Below are 14,999 nucleotides of genomic sequence, written 5' to 3' on the forward strand. Positions count from 1 at the left end.
TTCTGTTCGGGCGGCTGTTCTGCTCGGGCGGATGTCCCGTTCGGCGCTGTGCTGTTCCGGTCAGTGGGAGGGCGTGCGGCTCCCGGTCCGGTCGGGTGCGGGCGGGGTGAACGACGGTGGTGACGCGGTCCGTACGGGCGGTGCGGCCCGGCGGTCGCGGGCGTGGCGCGGGCGGCGCTTCTCCAGGAGGACCGCCGGGGTCGCCGTCGGGCCGCCGGTGACGGTGAGGGTGGCGGTGGGGCGGGTCCGGCGACGGCGGACGGCGTCGCCGGCGGTGATCAGGACCGGCAGGAGGGTGAGCAGCAGGGCGATCCAGGCCCAGGCGCGCATGGCGGCGTGGTCGTAGCCGGTGAAGTAGGAGGCGGTGATCGCGCCGCCGAACACCAGCGTCCAGAACAGGTGGAAGCGGAAGGCGCCGAGGCGGTCGGTGCTGGCCGAGCGGCCCTTGGGCGTCACCACGAAGCGGCTGCGGCGGCGCACGAGTGCCTGGAGCAGCGAGGCCGCGTAGACCGGGCCGCAGAGCGCCGACATCACCATGCCGGCCACCCCGGAGGAGCCGGCCGGCTCGTGCGGGCTCACGTTGTGCTTGCGGTTCCAGGTGTAGAGCAGGAGCTGGAGGGCGGCGGCGTCGCTGTAGAGCATCATCCAGATCTCCGAGGAGACGTGCACGCCCGAGGCGCCGAAGCCCAGGTAGAGGACGCTGGACAGGCCGCCGAGCAGCCAGGTGAGCGCCGCCATCGGGTAGAAGCCCACCAACAGCGAGTAGTTGAGCAGCCGCCCGGGCGACAGCTGCCACAGCACCCGCCAGTACTGGGTGAGCAGGGTCTCGTAGGTGCCGCGGCTCCAGCGCAGTTGCTGGGAGAAGAAGTCGGTCCAGGACGACGGGCCCTCGCCGACCGCGAGCACGTCCGGGGTGTACACGGACTTCCAGCGCTCTCCGGTCTCCGGGTTCCGGCTCCGGTGGAACTCCAGACCGGTCGCCATGTCCTCGGTGATGGAGTCGGACAACCCGCCGATCGACTGGAGTGCGCGGATTCTGACGGCGTTGTTGGTGCCCACGAACATGGGCGCGCCGTAGCGGTTTCCGGCGCGTTGGATGAGGGCGTGGAAGAGGTACTGCTGGCTCTCGGAGAATTTGGTGACGGCCGAGCCCGAGCTCCGGTAGTTCCCGTACACCTGGGGGCCGACCACGAATGCCACGTCGGGGTCGCGGAAGTAGCCGAGCATCCGCTCGCAGAAGTCCGGCAGCGGAACGTGGTCGGTGTCCACGGACACCCAGAACTCGTAGTCGTCGCCGTGGGCCTGGAGCCAGGCGTTGTAGTTGCCGTGCTTGGTCCCGGCGCGGAACCGGCCCTTCGGCCGGTTCCAGTGCGGCCGGCCGGCGCGGCTGAAGTGACGCACGCCCAGCTCGGTGCAGAGCTCCCGCATTGCAGGATCGTTTCCCTCGTCCAGGAGCCAGACGTCGTACGGTCCGTCGTGCCGTACGGCGCGGGCCGCGGCCAGCGTGGCCCGGACCATCTCCGGCGGCTCCTTGCCCGGCACACAGGTGGTGAGGAAGGCGACCCGGGTGCCCGGCACCGGTGTCACCGGGATCGGATCGCGGGCGACCAGCGTGGCGTGGGTGTTGGAGACGACGTTGACCAGCCGGAACACCTCGACGACGGCGATGATGCCGATCATCACCTTGTCGCCGAGGAGCACCAGGGTGTTGGTCTCGTCGAGCCGCTCGGGCCAGTGCTCCGGCAGCAGCAGCCAGACCAGCAGCACCACTTCCACCACGGGAGCGGCCATCAGCAGCAGGGCGGCGCGGATCCGGTGCGGCTCGCGGCGCAGCAGGCTGCGGTAGCGGACGCGGTACGGGGGTTCCGTGGGCGGTGGTTCGTGGGACGCGGCCGAGGGGGCGGCCGAGGGGGCGGTTGCGGGGGCGGTTGTGGGGGCGGGAGCTGGGGCTGGGGCGTACGAGCTTGCCGGGGCGGGTTCGTACGAGACGGCCGGGTCGGGCCAGTAGACGCCGCCGCCGAGGTCGTCGTCCTCGTCCGGGTCGTGTGCCGGGCCGGCGAGACGGCTGAAGTGGCCGTAGTCGTACGGGGCTTCGGGTACGGCTACGGTGCTCAGGACGGCCTCGTCCAGCTGCCCTTCACCTCGCCCTTCACCTCGCCCGTGGGCCGTTCCGACGCCCTTTCGTCGTGAGAACGGCGTGGTCATAGCTGCTCCCCCCGGAGTTCGCGCCTTGCTTCACTCGCTCGGCTTCTGCGTGGGCTTGCCTCGACTCGGAGCCGGCCGGGTGGAACCAGGTGGAACCGGTGAGAACGCGGCCCGGGGAACCGCGCTTCTCAGGCGGTTTCCGGGCGGTCCGGCAGGTCCAGCGTGTGCGACCGGTTCGGTTGTGCGCGGGTACGGCGGCCTCGAATCCGGGATCCCGATGCTTTTCCCGCTTCCCCTCCGGACACGTCGGGATCCTCGACTTCCTCAACTCTCCCTGAGCGCAACGGTGATCGCAACCAATCCGGGGGATCACCGTCGTCCAGGCATGAAGATGCCACGGTTCCCGGCCAATCTGGCGGGTGTTGGTGCTATTGCGGCGAATTCTCCTTGCCCGGCCGATCCGCGCTACCCGGCGGAGGCCGGACGGCGGAGCGGGGGTGGTGCCGAGGGGGCGGCGGTGAGGGGCCAGCGATGAGGGGCGGCGGAAGGGGGACGGCGGCGAGGGGCAGCGGGACGGCCGGACCGCCCTGGGGCGATCCGGCCGTCCGTACGGGTCCTGGCTGGTCAGAGCGGAGGCAGCAGGGCGGCGCCGGTCGCCGCCTGGACCTCGGCGAACCCCACGCCCGGGGCCGTCTCCACCACGCGCAGCCCCTCCGGGGTCACGTCGACCACCGCGAGGTCGGTGACGATCCGGTCCACAACTCCCCGTCCGGTCGCCGGAAGTGACAGCTCCTCGACGATCTTCGGTGAGCCGTCGCGGGCGGTGTGCTCCATCACCACGATCAGCCGGCGGGCGCCGTGCACCAGGTCCATCGCGCCGCCCATGCCCTTGACCATCTTGCCGGGGATCATCCAGTTCGCGAGGTCCCCGGCGGCGGAGACCTGCATCGCGCCGAGCACCGAGACGTCGATCCGCCCGGCCCGGATCATGCCGAAGGAGAAGGCGGAGTCGAAGTACGAGGCGCCGGCGGCGACCGTCACCGTCTCCTTCCCGGCGTTGATCAGGTCGGCGTGCTCGGCTCCCTCCTCCGGGTACGGGCCGACGCCGAGGACGCCGTTCTCCGAGTGCAGCACCACCTCGACGCCCGGCGGGAGGTGGTTGGGGATCAGCGTCGGCAGGCCGATGCCCAGGTTCACGTACTGGCCGTCGCGCAACTCCCGGGCGGCGCGGGCGGCCAGGGCGTTGCGCGGGTCGAGGGCGGGCGTGGGCGCGGATGCGGGCGCGGCGGAGATGTCGGGGGTGGCCGCGGTGGGGCCGGCCGCGGTGGGGGTGATGGTCGGGGTGGGCATCGGGTCAGGCCTCCTGGAGTGCGGGGCGGACGGTCCGGCGCTCGATGCGGCGGTCCTCGGGGTCGGCGGCCACCACCCGGTCGACGTACACCCCGGGCAGGTGCACCGCGTCCGGGGGGAGTTCGCCGGGCTCGACGATCCGGTCCGCCTCGACCAGGGTGATCCGGCCGGCCGCCGCGCAGAGCGGGTTGAAGTTGCGGGCGGCGGCATGGAACACGCAGTTGCCGTGCCGGTCCGCCACCTCGGCCCGGACCAGCGTGAAGTCCGCCGTGATCGCCTCCTCCAGCAGGTACCGGCGGCCGCCGAACTCCCGGACCTCCTTCGGCGGGGAGGCCAGGGCCACCGAACCGTCCGCCGCGTAGCGCCAGGGCAGCCCGCCCTCCTCGACCTGGGTGCCGACCCCGGCCGGGGTGAAGAACGCCGGGATGCCGGCGCCGCCCGCCCGCAGCCGCTCGGCCAGCGTGCCCTGGGGGGTGAGCTCCACCTCCAGTTCGCCGGAGAGGTACTGCCGGGCGAACTCCTTGTTCTCCCCGACGTACGAGGAGGTCATCCGGGCGATCCGGCCCGCCCGCAGCAGCAGGCCCAGCCCCCAGTCGTCCACCCCGCAGTTGTTCGAGACCACCCGCAGACCGGTGGCACCGGAGTCCGCCAGGGCGCCGATCAGCGTGCTCGGGATGCCGCACAGGCCGAAGCCGCCGACGGCCAGCACCGCGCCGTCGGGGATGTCCCCGACGGCGTCGGCGGGGGAGTCCAGGACCTTGTCCAAGGGATCACCTCGTGAGGAGTGGGAGGAAAGGGGGTGGGCGGGTCGACCGCGGGGCCGGCAGGCGTCCGTGAGGGCCGGGCGTCGGGGACGGGCCGGGCATCGGGACGGCCGGGCGTCGTGGGTGAACCAGGGGTCGGGGGCGGAGCGGACATCGGGGTGGCCGGCGGGCTCGGGAACCGCGCGGAGCCCGCGGTCGGACCGGGCGGGGCTGGGGTCCTGTCCGGGCCGGACCGGGGTCGGGCACGCCGCTGGGGTGGCTGCCGCCGGACGGGCTCCGCGCCCCTCCACCGTCACCGGACACGGGCCGGGGCAGCCATGGCGGCCACCCCCATGGGTGAGCCCTGGGTCGTGTCGGCCGGCCACACCAGAGCGCCCGGGGAACGGGACCGGGCCGACGGTATGTCGACCGGAGCCACATCCCGGCCGGGTGATGCGTCGGTCGGGCACATGTCGCCGCTCCCACCGCACACCTACGGTTCCCGCATCCACCCCGCCGCACCACAGGAGTCGGTCACCATGCGCAGCTCGACAGCCCCCTCCAGGACCGCCTCCGGCGCCCGCCTGGGCGACTCCCTGACCGGCGGCCCGGCTCGGAAGTTCGCCGCCCTCGCGGCCTGCGTCCTGCTCGCCTCGGGCTGCGCCAAGGCCGGCACGGCCGGGACGAACACGGCGGACGGTGGGGCGAAGGGCCCGATCAAGGTCGGCCTGGTGTACTCCAAGACCGGGCCGCTGGCCGCCTACGGCAAGCAGTACCTGGAGGGCTTCAAGGCCGGCCTGAGCTACGCGACCAAGGGCACCGGCTCGGTCGACGGGCACAAGATCGAGTTCGAGGAGCAGGACGACGCGGGCGACCCGGCCAAGGCGGTGTCCGCCGCCAAGGACCTGATCGGCAAGGGCCACAAGGTGCTGGCCGGTTCCACCGCCTCCGGCGTGGCCCTCCAGGTCGGTCCGATCGCCGCCCAGAACAAGGTGCTCTTCATCAGCGGCCCGGCCGCCGCCGACAAGGCCACCGGCCTGAACAAGTACACCTTCCGTTCCGGCCGCCAGTCCTACCAGGACATCAAGACCGCGGCCTCGTTCGTCGGTGACGCCAAGGGCAAGAAGGTCACCGTGCTTGCCCAGGACAACGCCTTCGGCCAGGCCAACGTGGCCGCCGTGAAGGCCCTGCTCGGTGCCGAGGGCGCGACGGTCGACCAGGTGCTCGCCCCGCCGAGCGCCACCGACCTCACCCCCTTCGCCACCCAGGCCAAGACCGCCAAGCCCGACCTGCTGTTCGTCGCCTGGGCCGGCGACACCGCCTCGGCCCTGTGGACGGCGCTCAACCAGCAGGACGTGTTCGCCGACACCAAGGTCGTCACCGGCCTCGACCTGGCCGCCTCCTACCCGCTGTTCGGCCCGGCCGGCGAGAAGATCTCCTTCCTGAACCACTACTTCGAGGGCGCCGCCGGCACCCCGGTCGAGAAGGCCATGACCGAGGCCGTCGCCGCCGCCGGAGGAAAGACCGACATCTTCACCCCCGACGGCTTCACCGCGGCGCAGATGATCGTGCACGCCGTCGAGGCGAACCACGGCTCCGCCGAGGACACTTCGGCCCTGATCAAGGCCCTGGAGGGCTGGAGCTTCGACGGGGTGAAGGGGAAGACCACGGTGCGCGCCGAGGACCACGCCCTGCTCCAGCCGATGTTCCAGGCCCGGCTCACCGGCAACGGTGCCGCCGCCAAGCCCTCGGTGGAGAAGACCCTGACCGCGGACGAGGCGGCGCCCCCGGTCGTCCCGATGGCGGGCTGATCCCGATGCCCGCCCGTACCGTCTCCACTCCTTCCGCTTCTGCCGCTCCGCCGGCGCGTTCCTCCTCGTCCTCCTCTCCGGTGCTGAGCCTGGACGGGCTCGGCTGGTCCGTCCGCGGTGTGCCGATCGTCGAGGAGGTCTCCTTCTCGGTCGACGAAGGCGAGTTCATCGCCTTCATCGGACCCAACGGCGCCGGCAAGACCTCCCTCTTCAACCTGATCTCGGGCATCTACCCGGCGAGCCACGGCAGCCTCCACCTCGACGGCGCGGACATCACCGCCGAGCCGGTGCACGCCAGGGCCCGGCGCGGGCTCGGACGCACCTTCCAGACCTCCTCCCTCTGGCCGGGGATGACCGTCGCCGACCACGTCCGCCTGGCCGCCCAGGCGGCGGCCGGGCCCGGCGCCTCGTACCGGCTCTGGCGCCGTGCCGACCGCTACGAGCGGCAGCTGGCCGCCACCCTGGAACGCACCGAGCTCACCCACCGCGCGGACACCCTGGCCAGTGCGCTCTCGCACGGGGAGAAGCGCAAGCTGGAGCTGGCCGTCCTGCTGGTCTCCGAGCCCCGGCTGATCCTGTTGGACGAGCCGATGGCCGGTGTCAGCGCGGAGGAGGTGCCCGCCCTCACCGAGCTGATCCGTTCCGTGCACCGTGACCTGGGCCGGACCGTCCTGATGGTCGAACACCACATGGACGTCCTGCTCGGCCTGACCGACCGGCTCGCGGTGATGCACCACGGCACCCTGCTCGCCCTGGACACCCCCGAGGCCGTGATGGCCGATCCGACCGTTCAACAGGCCTACCTGGGTGAGGCGTTGTGACCTCCTCTCCGTTCTCCGATCAGCGCCCCTCTTCTTCGGCGCACTCGTCCTCCTCGCTGCCGTCCACTGCCGAACCCCTCCTCTCCGTTCGCGATCTGCGGGTGGTCATCGACGGGCTGCACATCCTGCACGGCGTCGACCTCGACGTGGCCCCCGCCGGGGTGACCGCACTCCTGGGCCGCAACGGCGCGGGCAAGACCACCACCGTCAAGGCCGTCATGGGCCTGGTGCCGCGCACCGGAAGCATCCGGTTCTCCGGCGCCGAACTCTCCTCCCTTCCCACGCATCTGGTCGTTCGCCAGGGCATCGGCTACGCGCCCGAGGACCGGGGGATCTTCGCCGGCCTGACCGTCGCCGAGAACCTCCGTCTTGCCGAGCGTGCTGCCGAGCGCGTCGCCGGAGGTGGGGGCGGGGCCGGTGAGCCGAACTACGCGCTCGTCCACGAGCTCTTCCCCGAACTCAAGCAGCGGGCCGGACAGTTGGCCGGGACGCTCTCCGGCGGCCAGCAGCAGATGGTGGCGATCGGCCGGACGCTGCTCAACCGCAACCGGCTGATCATCGCCGACGAGCCCACCAAGGGGCTGGCCCCGAAGATCGTCGCCGAGGTGGCCGATGTGCTGGCGCGTGCGGCCGAAGCCGTGCCCGTCCTGCTGGTCGAGCAGAACCTCGCCCTCGTCCGCCGACTGGCCGGCACCTGCGCCGTCCTGGCCGACGGCCGTACCGCCCACCGCGGCGACACCGCCGAGCTGTTGGCCGACGAGGAGGCCGCCCGCCGCCTGCTCGGCGTCGGCTCCCGTCACCCGCTCGCGGGCGGCCCCCGGCCCGGGGCCTCCCCGGCCACCCCTGTCGTCACCGCGGAGGTGAAGCCCTGATGGACACTGTCGTCCTCCTTTTCTGTACCGGACTCGGTCTCGGTGCGCTGTACTTCCTGGTCGCCTCCGGTCTGTCGCTGATCTTCGGGCTGATGGACGTGCTCAACTTCGCGCACGGCGCCCTGCTCTCCATCGGCGCGTACGCCACCTGGTGGGCCGGCGCCGAAGCCGGTCTCTCCTTCTGGCTCGCGGTGCCGTTCGGCACCCTGGTCGGGACGGCAGCCGCCGTCCTGTTGGAGCTCTTCCTGATCCGGCCGCTCTACAGCCGCCCGCGCGACCAGATCCTCGCCACTGTCGGGGTCGGGCTCGCCGTACCCGCCCTGCTGATGGGGATCTGGGGCGCGGACTCCCGCCCCTTCCCCCAGCCGGAGCTGCTGTCCGGCACCTGGCACGTGCTCGGTGCGACCGTCCCGGTCAACCGCTTCGTGCTGGTGGCTGCCGCCGCACTGTTGCTGCTCGCTCTTCGGTTGTTCCTCGCCCGCACCCGCTACGGGCTGATCGTCCGGGCCGGCGTCGAGGACCGGGCGATGGTCACCGCGCTCGGCATCGACGTCCGGAAGGCGTTCACCCTCGTGTTCGCCCTCGGTGGGGCGGCCGCCGCGCTCGGCGGCGCCCTCGGCGGCCTCTACTTCGGTTCGGTCAATCCCGGCCAGGGGACCGGCCTGCTCATCTTCGCCTTCGTCGTGGTGGTGATGGGCGGCATGGGCTCCGTGACCGGAGCCGCCGTCGCCTCGGTGGGCGTCGGTCTCGTCCAGCAGTTCGCCAACTACTACACCGGCGCCGGGCTCGGCGACCTCTCGGTCGTCGTCCTGCTCGCCGTGCTGCTTCTCGTCCGACCCCGTGGACTCACCGGGAGGCTCGCGTGAGCGCCGAAACACCGATCACGAGCACCGGTGGCCCCGCGGCCGACCGCGGCGCCGCTCCGACAGGGGGGACTGACACCGGCCCTGCCGTGACCACCATGCCGACGGAGGGGACTGACACCAGCTCCGCCGACACCACCACTGTGGCAAGGGGGACTGACACCGGCCTTGCCGAGACCCATTGTGAACACAAGGCCGCGTCCGGCGCCATCCCTCGAACGGGTGATCCAGTCACTAATCGCTGGACAGGCGTACACAGAGCGCTACGCTGGTGGCCGATCGCTCTGCTGATCACGTTCCTTGTCGCCCCCTATAGTGCGCTTCCCGTACCGGGACTGCTCGACGGCCCGCTCGGCAGCCCCGGAAGCCTCCAACTGCTCGCCCTGTGCCTGCTCTACGGGGGCCTCGCCACCGGCTACGACCTCCTGCTCGGCCGTACCGGACTGCTCTCCTTCGGCCACGCGCTCTACTTCGCCACCGGCCTCTACGCCACCGACCTCGGCATGCTGGAGCTCCGGCTTCCGTTCGTCGCCGCCGCGGTGTTCGGCGTCGCCTGCTCCGTGCTGCTGGCCCTGCTGCTCGGCTCGGTCAGCCTGCGCGTCACCGGCATCGGCTTCTCCATGGTCACCCTCGCCTTCGCCCAGGCCGGCTCGATCCTCGTCCAGCGCAACCCCGGTGGCGTCACCGGTGGCGAGGAGGGCCGCTCCGCTCCGGCCGACCTGCTGCCCTCCGGCCTGCTCGGGATCGAGAACACCGCCAACCTCTACTGGATCGCCGTCGGCTACCTGGTGCTGACGGTCGCCGCGGTCCACTGGGCGGTCAAGTCGCCGATGGGCCGGGTCTGGGAGGGCATCAAGGAGAACGAGCGCCGGGTCGAGGTGCTCGGACTGCGGCCCTACGGCTACAAGCTGGTCGCCTTCGTGCTGTCCGGCGGGCTCGCCGGACTGGGCGGGGTGGTCTACCTGCTGCTGACCGGCGGCGCCACCCCGCAGGCCGCCACCTCGGACGCCACGCTCGCGCTCCTGGTCATGGTCGTCCTCGGCGGCTCCGGCACCCGCTGGGGGCCGCTGCTCGGCGGGGTGCTGTACACCTGGGCCGGCCACCGGCTCGGCGATCTCGCCAACTCGTCGACCGTCGCCGACCTGCCCGGGGTGCTGCGTGTGCCGCTCTCCCAGCCGCTCTTCCTGCTGGGCGCCCTGTTCGTCGCCGTGGTCTACCTGCTGCCCGGCGGGCTGGCTAGACTGCCTGCCCGCATCCGCGCGGTCCGATCCGCCCGCGCCGTCCCGGCGCCGGCCGGCCTCGGAACCGCCCGCCCGACCGGAGGTACCCCCGCGTGAGCCAGTCGCCGCTGAAGCCCGAGGAGTCGACCGTCCCCGTGCCCGGTGGGGACCTGGCCGTCCTGCGCTGGCCCGCCGAGGACCCGGAGGCCCCGACGATCGTGGCGGTGCACGGCATCACCGCCAACGGCCTCGCCTGGTACGAGGTCGCCGACCGGCTCGCCGGCCGGGCGACCCTGCTCGCACCCGACCTGCGGGGCCGCGGCGCCAGCCGCTCGGTCGCCGGACCGTACGGGCTGGCCAGGCACGCCGACGACGTGGCCGCGCTGATCGGGGCGCTCGGCTCGGGCCCCGTCACGGTGGTCGGCCACTCGATGGGGGCCTGGGTCGCCGCCCTGGCCGCCGTCCGGCACCCCGGCCTGGTCCGCCGCGTCCTGCTGGTCGACGGAGCGCTGACCTTCCCGTTGCCGGAGGGCGTCCACGAGGAGGAGGCCCTGGCCGCGGTGCTCGGCCCCGCGCTGGCCCGGCTGTCCACGACCTTCCAGGACCGGGACGCCTACCGGGAGTTCTGGCGCGCGCACCCCGCCTTCGCCGGCGCCTGGAGCGAGGGGATCGACGCCTACACCCAGCGCGACCTGGTCGGCACGGAGCCCGAACTGCACTCCTCCTGCGTGCTGGAGGCGGTACGGGTCGACGGCGCCCAGGTCCTGCTGGACGAGGACGCGGCCGCCGCCGTGCACCGGCTGCCCTGCCCGGCCGAACTGCTCTGGGCCGAGCGCGGCCTGCTCGACGAGCCGCAGGGCCTCTACGACCACGGGCGGATCGGTCTGGCCGGGCTGGACCAGGAGCGGGTGCCCGCCTCGCCGGTGCCGGACACCAACCACTACTCGATCCTCTGGGGCGGCGCCGGGGCCGACCGCATCGTCCGCAGCCTGCTCGCGGACGTCCCCACCGCCGGGTAGCGGGCCCGGCCGAGCGTCCGACCGGGACGACGCCGGCCGGCGGGGCCGAGCCCCGCCGGCCGGTGCCGGTTCCCCGTCCCACCGCCCTTCGGCGTGTCAGCCCGCCGCGCCGAGGAAGCTCTCCCAGCCGCCCGTCGGCGCCTGGCCGACGTTCAGCGTGCGCAGCTTGCGCAGGGTGGACTGGTCCTGGACCTCCAGCCACTCGACCAGTTGCTTGAAGGAGACCAGCCGGACGTCGGGCTTGCCCGCGACGGCCTTGAGGGTCTGCTCGACGGCGTCCATGTAGATGCCGCCGTTCCACTGCTCGAAGTGGTTGCCGACGAAGAACGGCGCGCGGTTGCCGTTGTACGCGCGCTCGAAGCCCGCCAGGTAGGAGTTCGCGGCCTGGGTGCGCCACTCGTCGTACATGGCCGGGTCGCCCTTGGTGCTGCCCTTGGACTGGTTGGCCAGGATGTTGTAGTCCATCGACAGGACCTGGAAGGTGTGCCCGGGGAACGGGATGGACTGCAGCGGGAAGTCCCAGACCTTGCCGTCCTGCACCTTCTGCGGCCATATCTGGAGGCCGCCCGAGGAGCTGGCGTCGTACTTCCAGCCCAGCTTGGCGATGGTCGGCAGCAGCGCCTTCTGGCCCTCCAGACACGGGGTGCGGCCGCCGATGAGCTCCTTCTTGTAGTCGAAGGGGAGCGGGTCGACGTCGGTGAAGCCGGTGTTGGTCCGCCACTGGGTGACGAAGCCGATCGCCTGGTCGATCTCGCTCTGCCAGTCCTCCGGGGTCCACACGTTGACCCCGTTCTTGTCCGGACGGCTGGAGCAGAAGTGCCCGTTGAAGTGGGTTCCGATCTCGTGCCCGGCCAGCCAGGCCTGGCTGACGAGCTTGAGCGTGCTCTTCACCGCGCCGTCCGACAGGTACGGGATGTCGGAGGCGCCGACCGAGTGCTTCGGCGGGTGGTACAGGTCGGACTTGCCCTTGGGCAGGGCGTAGATGCCCGAGAGGAAGAAGGTCATCGTGGCCTTGTGCTGCTCCGCCAGCTTCAGGAAGCGGGGGAACTGGCCGTCGTCGGTGCCGCCCGCGCCGTCCCAGGAGAAGACCACGAACTGCGGCGGCCGCTCGCCCGGCTTGAGCTTCTCGGGCTTGGGCTGGTTCGGCTGCGGACCGGTGTCCGCGTTGGAGCCGTCACCGATCGGGGTGCCCTTGGGCACCACCGCCTGGGTCGGGTCGCCGGTGCCGCCCTGGGTGCTGCTCGCGCCGCCGGGACCGGGGGAGGCGGAGCCCTGGCCAGAACCGGATCCGCCGCTGGAGCAGGCCGCGACCGCGCCGAGGGCCGCGGTCGCAGCGGTTGCACTGAGCACCGTCCTGCGCGAGATGCTGGTCATGGTCTCCCCTGGGTACCGATACCGGTGGTGAGGGCGGCCCGCAGCCGCACCGGTCAAATCGGGCAATTGATGAATATTCCGCCGTTAGCATGTCATGTCACTGCGAAGGCGACCAAGGTCGCCGAGAGCCGACGGTTCTCAACACGCCGGAAGCATCCGGCTGGGCTGCGGGGATTCGCCGACTGTTGCCGTCCTGTGACGCTTCCCGCCCCGGCTGGCCCGGTCATCACGCTACCGCCGGCCTGCCCGCCTTCCGGGGGAGTTCGTCAGCGTTCGGCCTGGTTGGTCGCTCTTTTGGGGAAACTTTTGCCCCTTGCAGAACCGGATGGTTTGAAGTCCGCCCGGAGGCACAGGGCGGCGGAGTGGCCGGAACGGGCAGGTCGGAGCACGCGGGCCGGAACGGGCAGGCCAGCAGCGGGCAGGCCGGCAGCGGGCGACGGGCGGGCCCGTCAGAGTGCGGCGAGCCGCCGGGTGCGGCGGATTATTCGCGCGACCGCGGTGCTGATGACGGTCGCCGCCGCGCAGGAGACCACGAGGCTCAGCCAGGCGGTGTTGAACCAGTGGCTGTTCAGCCAGCCCAGCGTCACGATGTAGGCGGCCCAGACCAGCGCCGCCAGTGCCGACCAGTGCAGGAACCGGTGGGGATGGGCGGGGGAGTGGCCGATGGCCAGGTCGAGGACGGTCCGCCCGGCCGGTACGAACCGCGCGATCACCACCATCGCCGCGGCCGCGCCGTGGGGGCGCTCGATCAGGGCCTGTTGGACCCGGGTCACGCTGGCCGCCAGTTGCGGGCGCCGGGCGAGCCGTCGATGCAGCATCGGGGCGCCGCGCCGGGCCAGGTTGAGCAGCAGGAGGTCGCCCAGGAAGGAGGCCACCGCCACGCCCAGCGCGAGCATCAGGGGCGCGCCGTCGATCTGCGACGTCTTGAGCACCGCCAGGATGACGAGCGTCCCGCTGGGGATGAACGGCAGGAGGGCGTCTCCGAGCACGGCGACGAGCGCCAGCGCGCAGATCCACGAGGATCCGATCGCCGCCACGAAGTTCAAGGCCCTTTACTCCCTCCACGCCGCCCGAGGGAGCAGGTGGCTGCTGGGGTCAACGCTAGCGCCTTGACTTTTCATGTCATGAAGCACCCCGGTATGCCGTGGATCACGGACCCCGAATCCGGCCGGACTCCGCCGTGGCGGATCGGGTGCGCGGGGCGGCCGGGGCGGGGGCCGACCGCCGGGTGGAGGGGCGTCGTGCCTGGTGCGAGAAGCGAACGAGCCCCCGGGGCGGGGTGCCGCGCCGAGGGCTCGCAGTGATCGTCCGGAGCTGGTCCAGCCCGACGATCTTGCTGGTGGAGCGCGGGTCCCCGCTCGGTGACCCGCTCCCTGACCCCAGCCTGCCGGACTCCGGCCCCCTGCCGCGAGACCTGGCGCTGGCGACTTCCGGCGCTGGCGGGAAGTCGCCAACCGTGTTCGCCCGCTGGCTCTCCGTCAGTCGGACGACCGGGTCGGACTCCCGTGCGAAATGGCCGAAACCCGCCCGGACCGTGGCCGGACGACTTCCGGGGCGCGGGAACAGCGAGCCGTCGGCCGTGGTTGACCCCGGTCGTCGAGCAGATCGACCGGCGGGCCGTCCGAGCCCGCGCGGTCACCCACGAAGGCCGGCTCGAAGACAGCCAGGAGGGCGGACGGCATGACCACCGAGGACCAGCAGGAGCGCGGGACGGGGCCGACGGCCGGCGCGGCGATCCGGGGCACCGCCCGCGGAACGGCACCCGCTCCGCTCTCGATCCTCGACCTGGCCACCGTCGGTGTCGGCCACACGCCAGCCGAGGCCCTCACCGCCACCACCGAGCTGGCCCGCAAGGCCGAGCAGTGGGGCTACCACCGCTTCTGGGTGGCCGAGCACCACGGCATGCCCGGAGTGGCCAGCTCCACCCCCGCCGTCCTGCTCGCCCACCTCGGGGCCAACACCACCACGCTGCGGCTCGGCTCCGGCGGCGTCATGCTCCCCAACCACGCCCCGCTCGCCATCGCCGAGCAGTTCGGCCTGCTGGAGGCCCTGCACCCCGGGCGGATCGACCTCGGACTCGGCCGCGCCCCCGGCACCGACCCGGCCACCGCCCGGGCGCTGCGCCGCGGCCTCGCCGAAGGCGCGGACGACTTCCCGCAGCAGCTCGCCGAGCTGACCCACTTCCTCGACGGCGACTTCCCGGACGGCCACCCGTACGCCCGGCTGACCGCCGTCCCCAAGGGCGAGGCCCGCCCGCCGGTCTGGCTGCTCGGCTCCTCCGGCTTCAGCGCCCAGCTGGCGGGCCGGCTCGGCCTCCCGTTCGCCTTCGCCCACCACTTCAGCAGCGCCAACACCATCCCGGCGCTCGACCTCTACCGGTCGTCCTTCCGCCCCTCCGCGGTGCTCGCCGAGCCGTACGCGCTGATCGGCGTCAGCGCGGTGGCCGCCGACGACGAGTCCTCGGCCCGCCGTCTCGCCCGCTCCGCGGCCCTCGGCATGCTCCGCCTGCGGCGCGGCAACCCCGGCCCGATCCCCACCCCGGAGGAGGCCGAGCAGTACCCGTACAGCCCGGTCGAGGCGGACTTCATCGACAGCTGGCTCGACAACGTCGTGCTCGGCGACCCGGGCCGGGTCGCCGACGGCCTGGAGGCCCTGCGCAAGCGGACGGGTGTGGACGAGCTGATGGTCACCTCGCACATCCACGGGCACGAGGCCCGCCTCCGCTCCTACGGCCTGATCGCCGAGGCGTACGGCCTGACGGGTACGGCCTGACGGCCACCG

12 protein-coding genes are annotated in these 14,999 nt (G+C 72.6%); 7 read left to right on the forward strand and 5 right to left on the reverse strand.

The window, feature by feature from the left end; genetic code table 11:
• Positions 1–60: 60 nt before the first annotated feature.
• The 3 genes from ACZ7C5_RS25855 to ACZ7C5_RS25865 all read right to left on the reverse strand — a co-directional run bounded on the left by ACZ7C5_RS25855 (position 61) and on the right by ACZ7C5_RS25865 (position 4,261).
• Positions 61–2,205, reverse strand: coding sequence for a glycosyltransferase family 2 protein (locus ACZ7C5_RS25855; protein WP_470323548.1), 2,145 nt, complete (start codon positions 2,203–2,205; stop codon positions 61–63).
• Positions 2,206–2,769: 564 nt separating this feature from the next.
• A complete protein-coding gene (locus tag ACZ7C5_RS25860) occupies positions 2,770–3,495 on the reverse strand; it encodes a 3-oxoacid CoA-transferase subunit B (protein ID WP_401092126.1) in 726 nt (241 codons plus the stop codon).
• Positions 3,496–3,499: 4 nt separating this feature from the next.
• Positions 3,500–4,261, reverse strand: coding sequence for a CoA transferase subunit A (locus ACZ7C5_RS25865; RefSeq protein WP_470323549.1), 762 nt, complete (start codon positions 4,259–4,261; stop codon positions 3,500–3,502).
• Between the two features lie 516 nt (positions 4,262–4,777).
• Here ACZ7C5_RS25865 and ACZ7C5_RS25870 point away from each other — a divergent pair.
• The 6 genes from ACZ7C5_RS25870 (at position 4,778) to ACZ7C5_RS25895 (ending at position 10,844) form a co-directional block, all read left to right on the forward strand.
• Complete coding sequence (locus ACZ7C5_RS25870) at positions 4,778–6,049, forward strand: substrate-binding domain-containing protein (protein ID WP_470323550.1); 1,272 nt, start codon at positions 4,778–4,780, stop codon at positions 6,047–6,049.
• Between the two features lie 80 nt (positions 6,050–6,129).
• Entirely contained in the window at positions 6,130–6,870 is a 741-nt protein-coding gene (locus ACZ7C5_RS25875; protein WP_470323551.1) for an ABC transporter ATP-binding protein, read from the forward strand.
• Between the two features lie 56 nt (positions 6,871–6,926).
• Positions 6,927–7,742: an ABC transporter ATP-binding protein gene (locus ACZ7C5_RS25880; protein WP_470323581.1), complete on the forward strand. Its 816-nt coding sequence runs from the start codon at positions 6,927–6,929 to the stop codon at positions 7,740–7,742.
• Positions 7,742–8,608, forward strand: a complete 867-nt coding sequence (locus ACZ7C5_RS25885) for a branched-chain amino acid ABC transporter permease (RefSeq protein ID WP_074005092.1) — start codon at positions 7,742–7,744, stop codon at positions 8,606–8,608. The genes ACZ7C5_RS25880 and ACZ7C5_RS25885 overlap by 1 nt, the downstream gene beginning before the upstream one ends.
• Before the next feature lie 206 nt (positions 8,609–8,814).
• Complete coding sequence (locus tag ACZ7C5_RS25890; RefSeq protein ID WP_401092136.1) at positions 8,815–9,942, forward strand: branched-chain amino acid ABC transporter permease; 1,128 nt, start codon at positions 8,815–8,817, stop codon at positions 9,940–9,942.
• Entirely contained in the window at positions 9,939–10,844 is a 906-nt protein-coding gene (locus ACZ7C5_RS25895) for an alpha/beta fold hydrolase (RefSeq protein ID WP_470323552.1), read from the forward strand. Before ACZ7C5_RS25890 ends, ACZ7C5_RS25895 begins: the two co-directional genes overlap by 4 nt.
• A gap of 96 nt (positions 10,845–10,940) precedes the next feature.
• Here the strand turns inward: ACZ7C5_RS25895 and ACZ7C5_RS25900 are convergent, their stop codons facing one another.
• Together ACZ7C5_RS25900 and ACZ7C5_RS25905 are read right to left on the reverse strand one after the other, a co-directional pair.
• Positions 10,941–12,218, reverse strand: coding sequence for a polysaccharide deacetylase family protein (locus tag ACZ7C5_RS25900; protein WP_401092121.1), 1,278 nt, complete (start codon positions 12,216–12,218; stop codon positions 10,941–10,943).
• 449 nt (positions 12,219–12,667) lie between these two features.
• Positions 12,668–13,255, reverse strand: a complete 588-nt coding sequence (locus tag ACZ7C5_RS25905; RefSeq protein ID WP_317619947.1) for a DedA family protein — start codon at positions 13,253–13,255, stop codon at positions 12,668–12,670.
• A gap of 643 nt (positions 13,256–13,898) precedes the next feature.
• On the opposite strand from ACZ7C5_RS25905, the gene ACZ7C5_RS25910 reads away from it, so the two are divergent.
• Positions 13,899–14,990, forward strand: a complete 1,092-nt coding sequence (locus ACZ7C5_RS25910; protein WP_470323553.1) for an LLM class flavin-dependent oxidoreductase — start codon at positions 13,899–13,901, stop codon at positions 14,988–14,990.
• The last annotated feature ends 9 nt before the right edge of the window (positions 14,991–14,999 follow it).

The organism is Kitasatospora sp. NPDC036993 (assembly GCF_055607525.1).

Coding starts and splice junctions, on each gene's coding strand:
- ACZ7C5_RS25900 (WP_401092121.1), bottom strand. CDS start 12,218: ATGACCAGCATCTCGCGCAGGACGGTGCTCAGTGCAACCGCTGCGACC.
- ACZ7C5_RS25910 (WP_470323553.1), top strand. CDS start 13,899: ATGACCACCGAGGACCAGCAGGAGCGCGGGACGGGGCCGACGGCCGGC.
- ACZ7C5_RS25855 (WP_470323548.1), bottom strand. CDS start 2,205: ATGACCACGCCGTTCTCACGACGAAAGGGCGTCGGAACGGCCCACGGG.
- ACZ7C5_RS25885 (WP_074005092.1), top strand. CDS start 7,742: ATGGACACTGTCGTCCTCCTTTTCTGTACCGGACTCGGTCTCGGTGCG.
- ACZ7C5_RS25870 (WP_470323550.1), top strand. CDS start 4,778: ATGCGCAGCTCGACAGCCCCCTCCAGGACCGCCTCCGGCGCCCGCCTG.
- ACZ7C5_RS25860 (WP_401092126.1), bottom strand. CDS start 3,495: ATGCCCACCCCGACCATCACCCCCACCGCGGCCGGCCCCACCGCGGCC.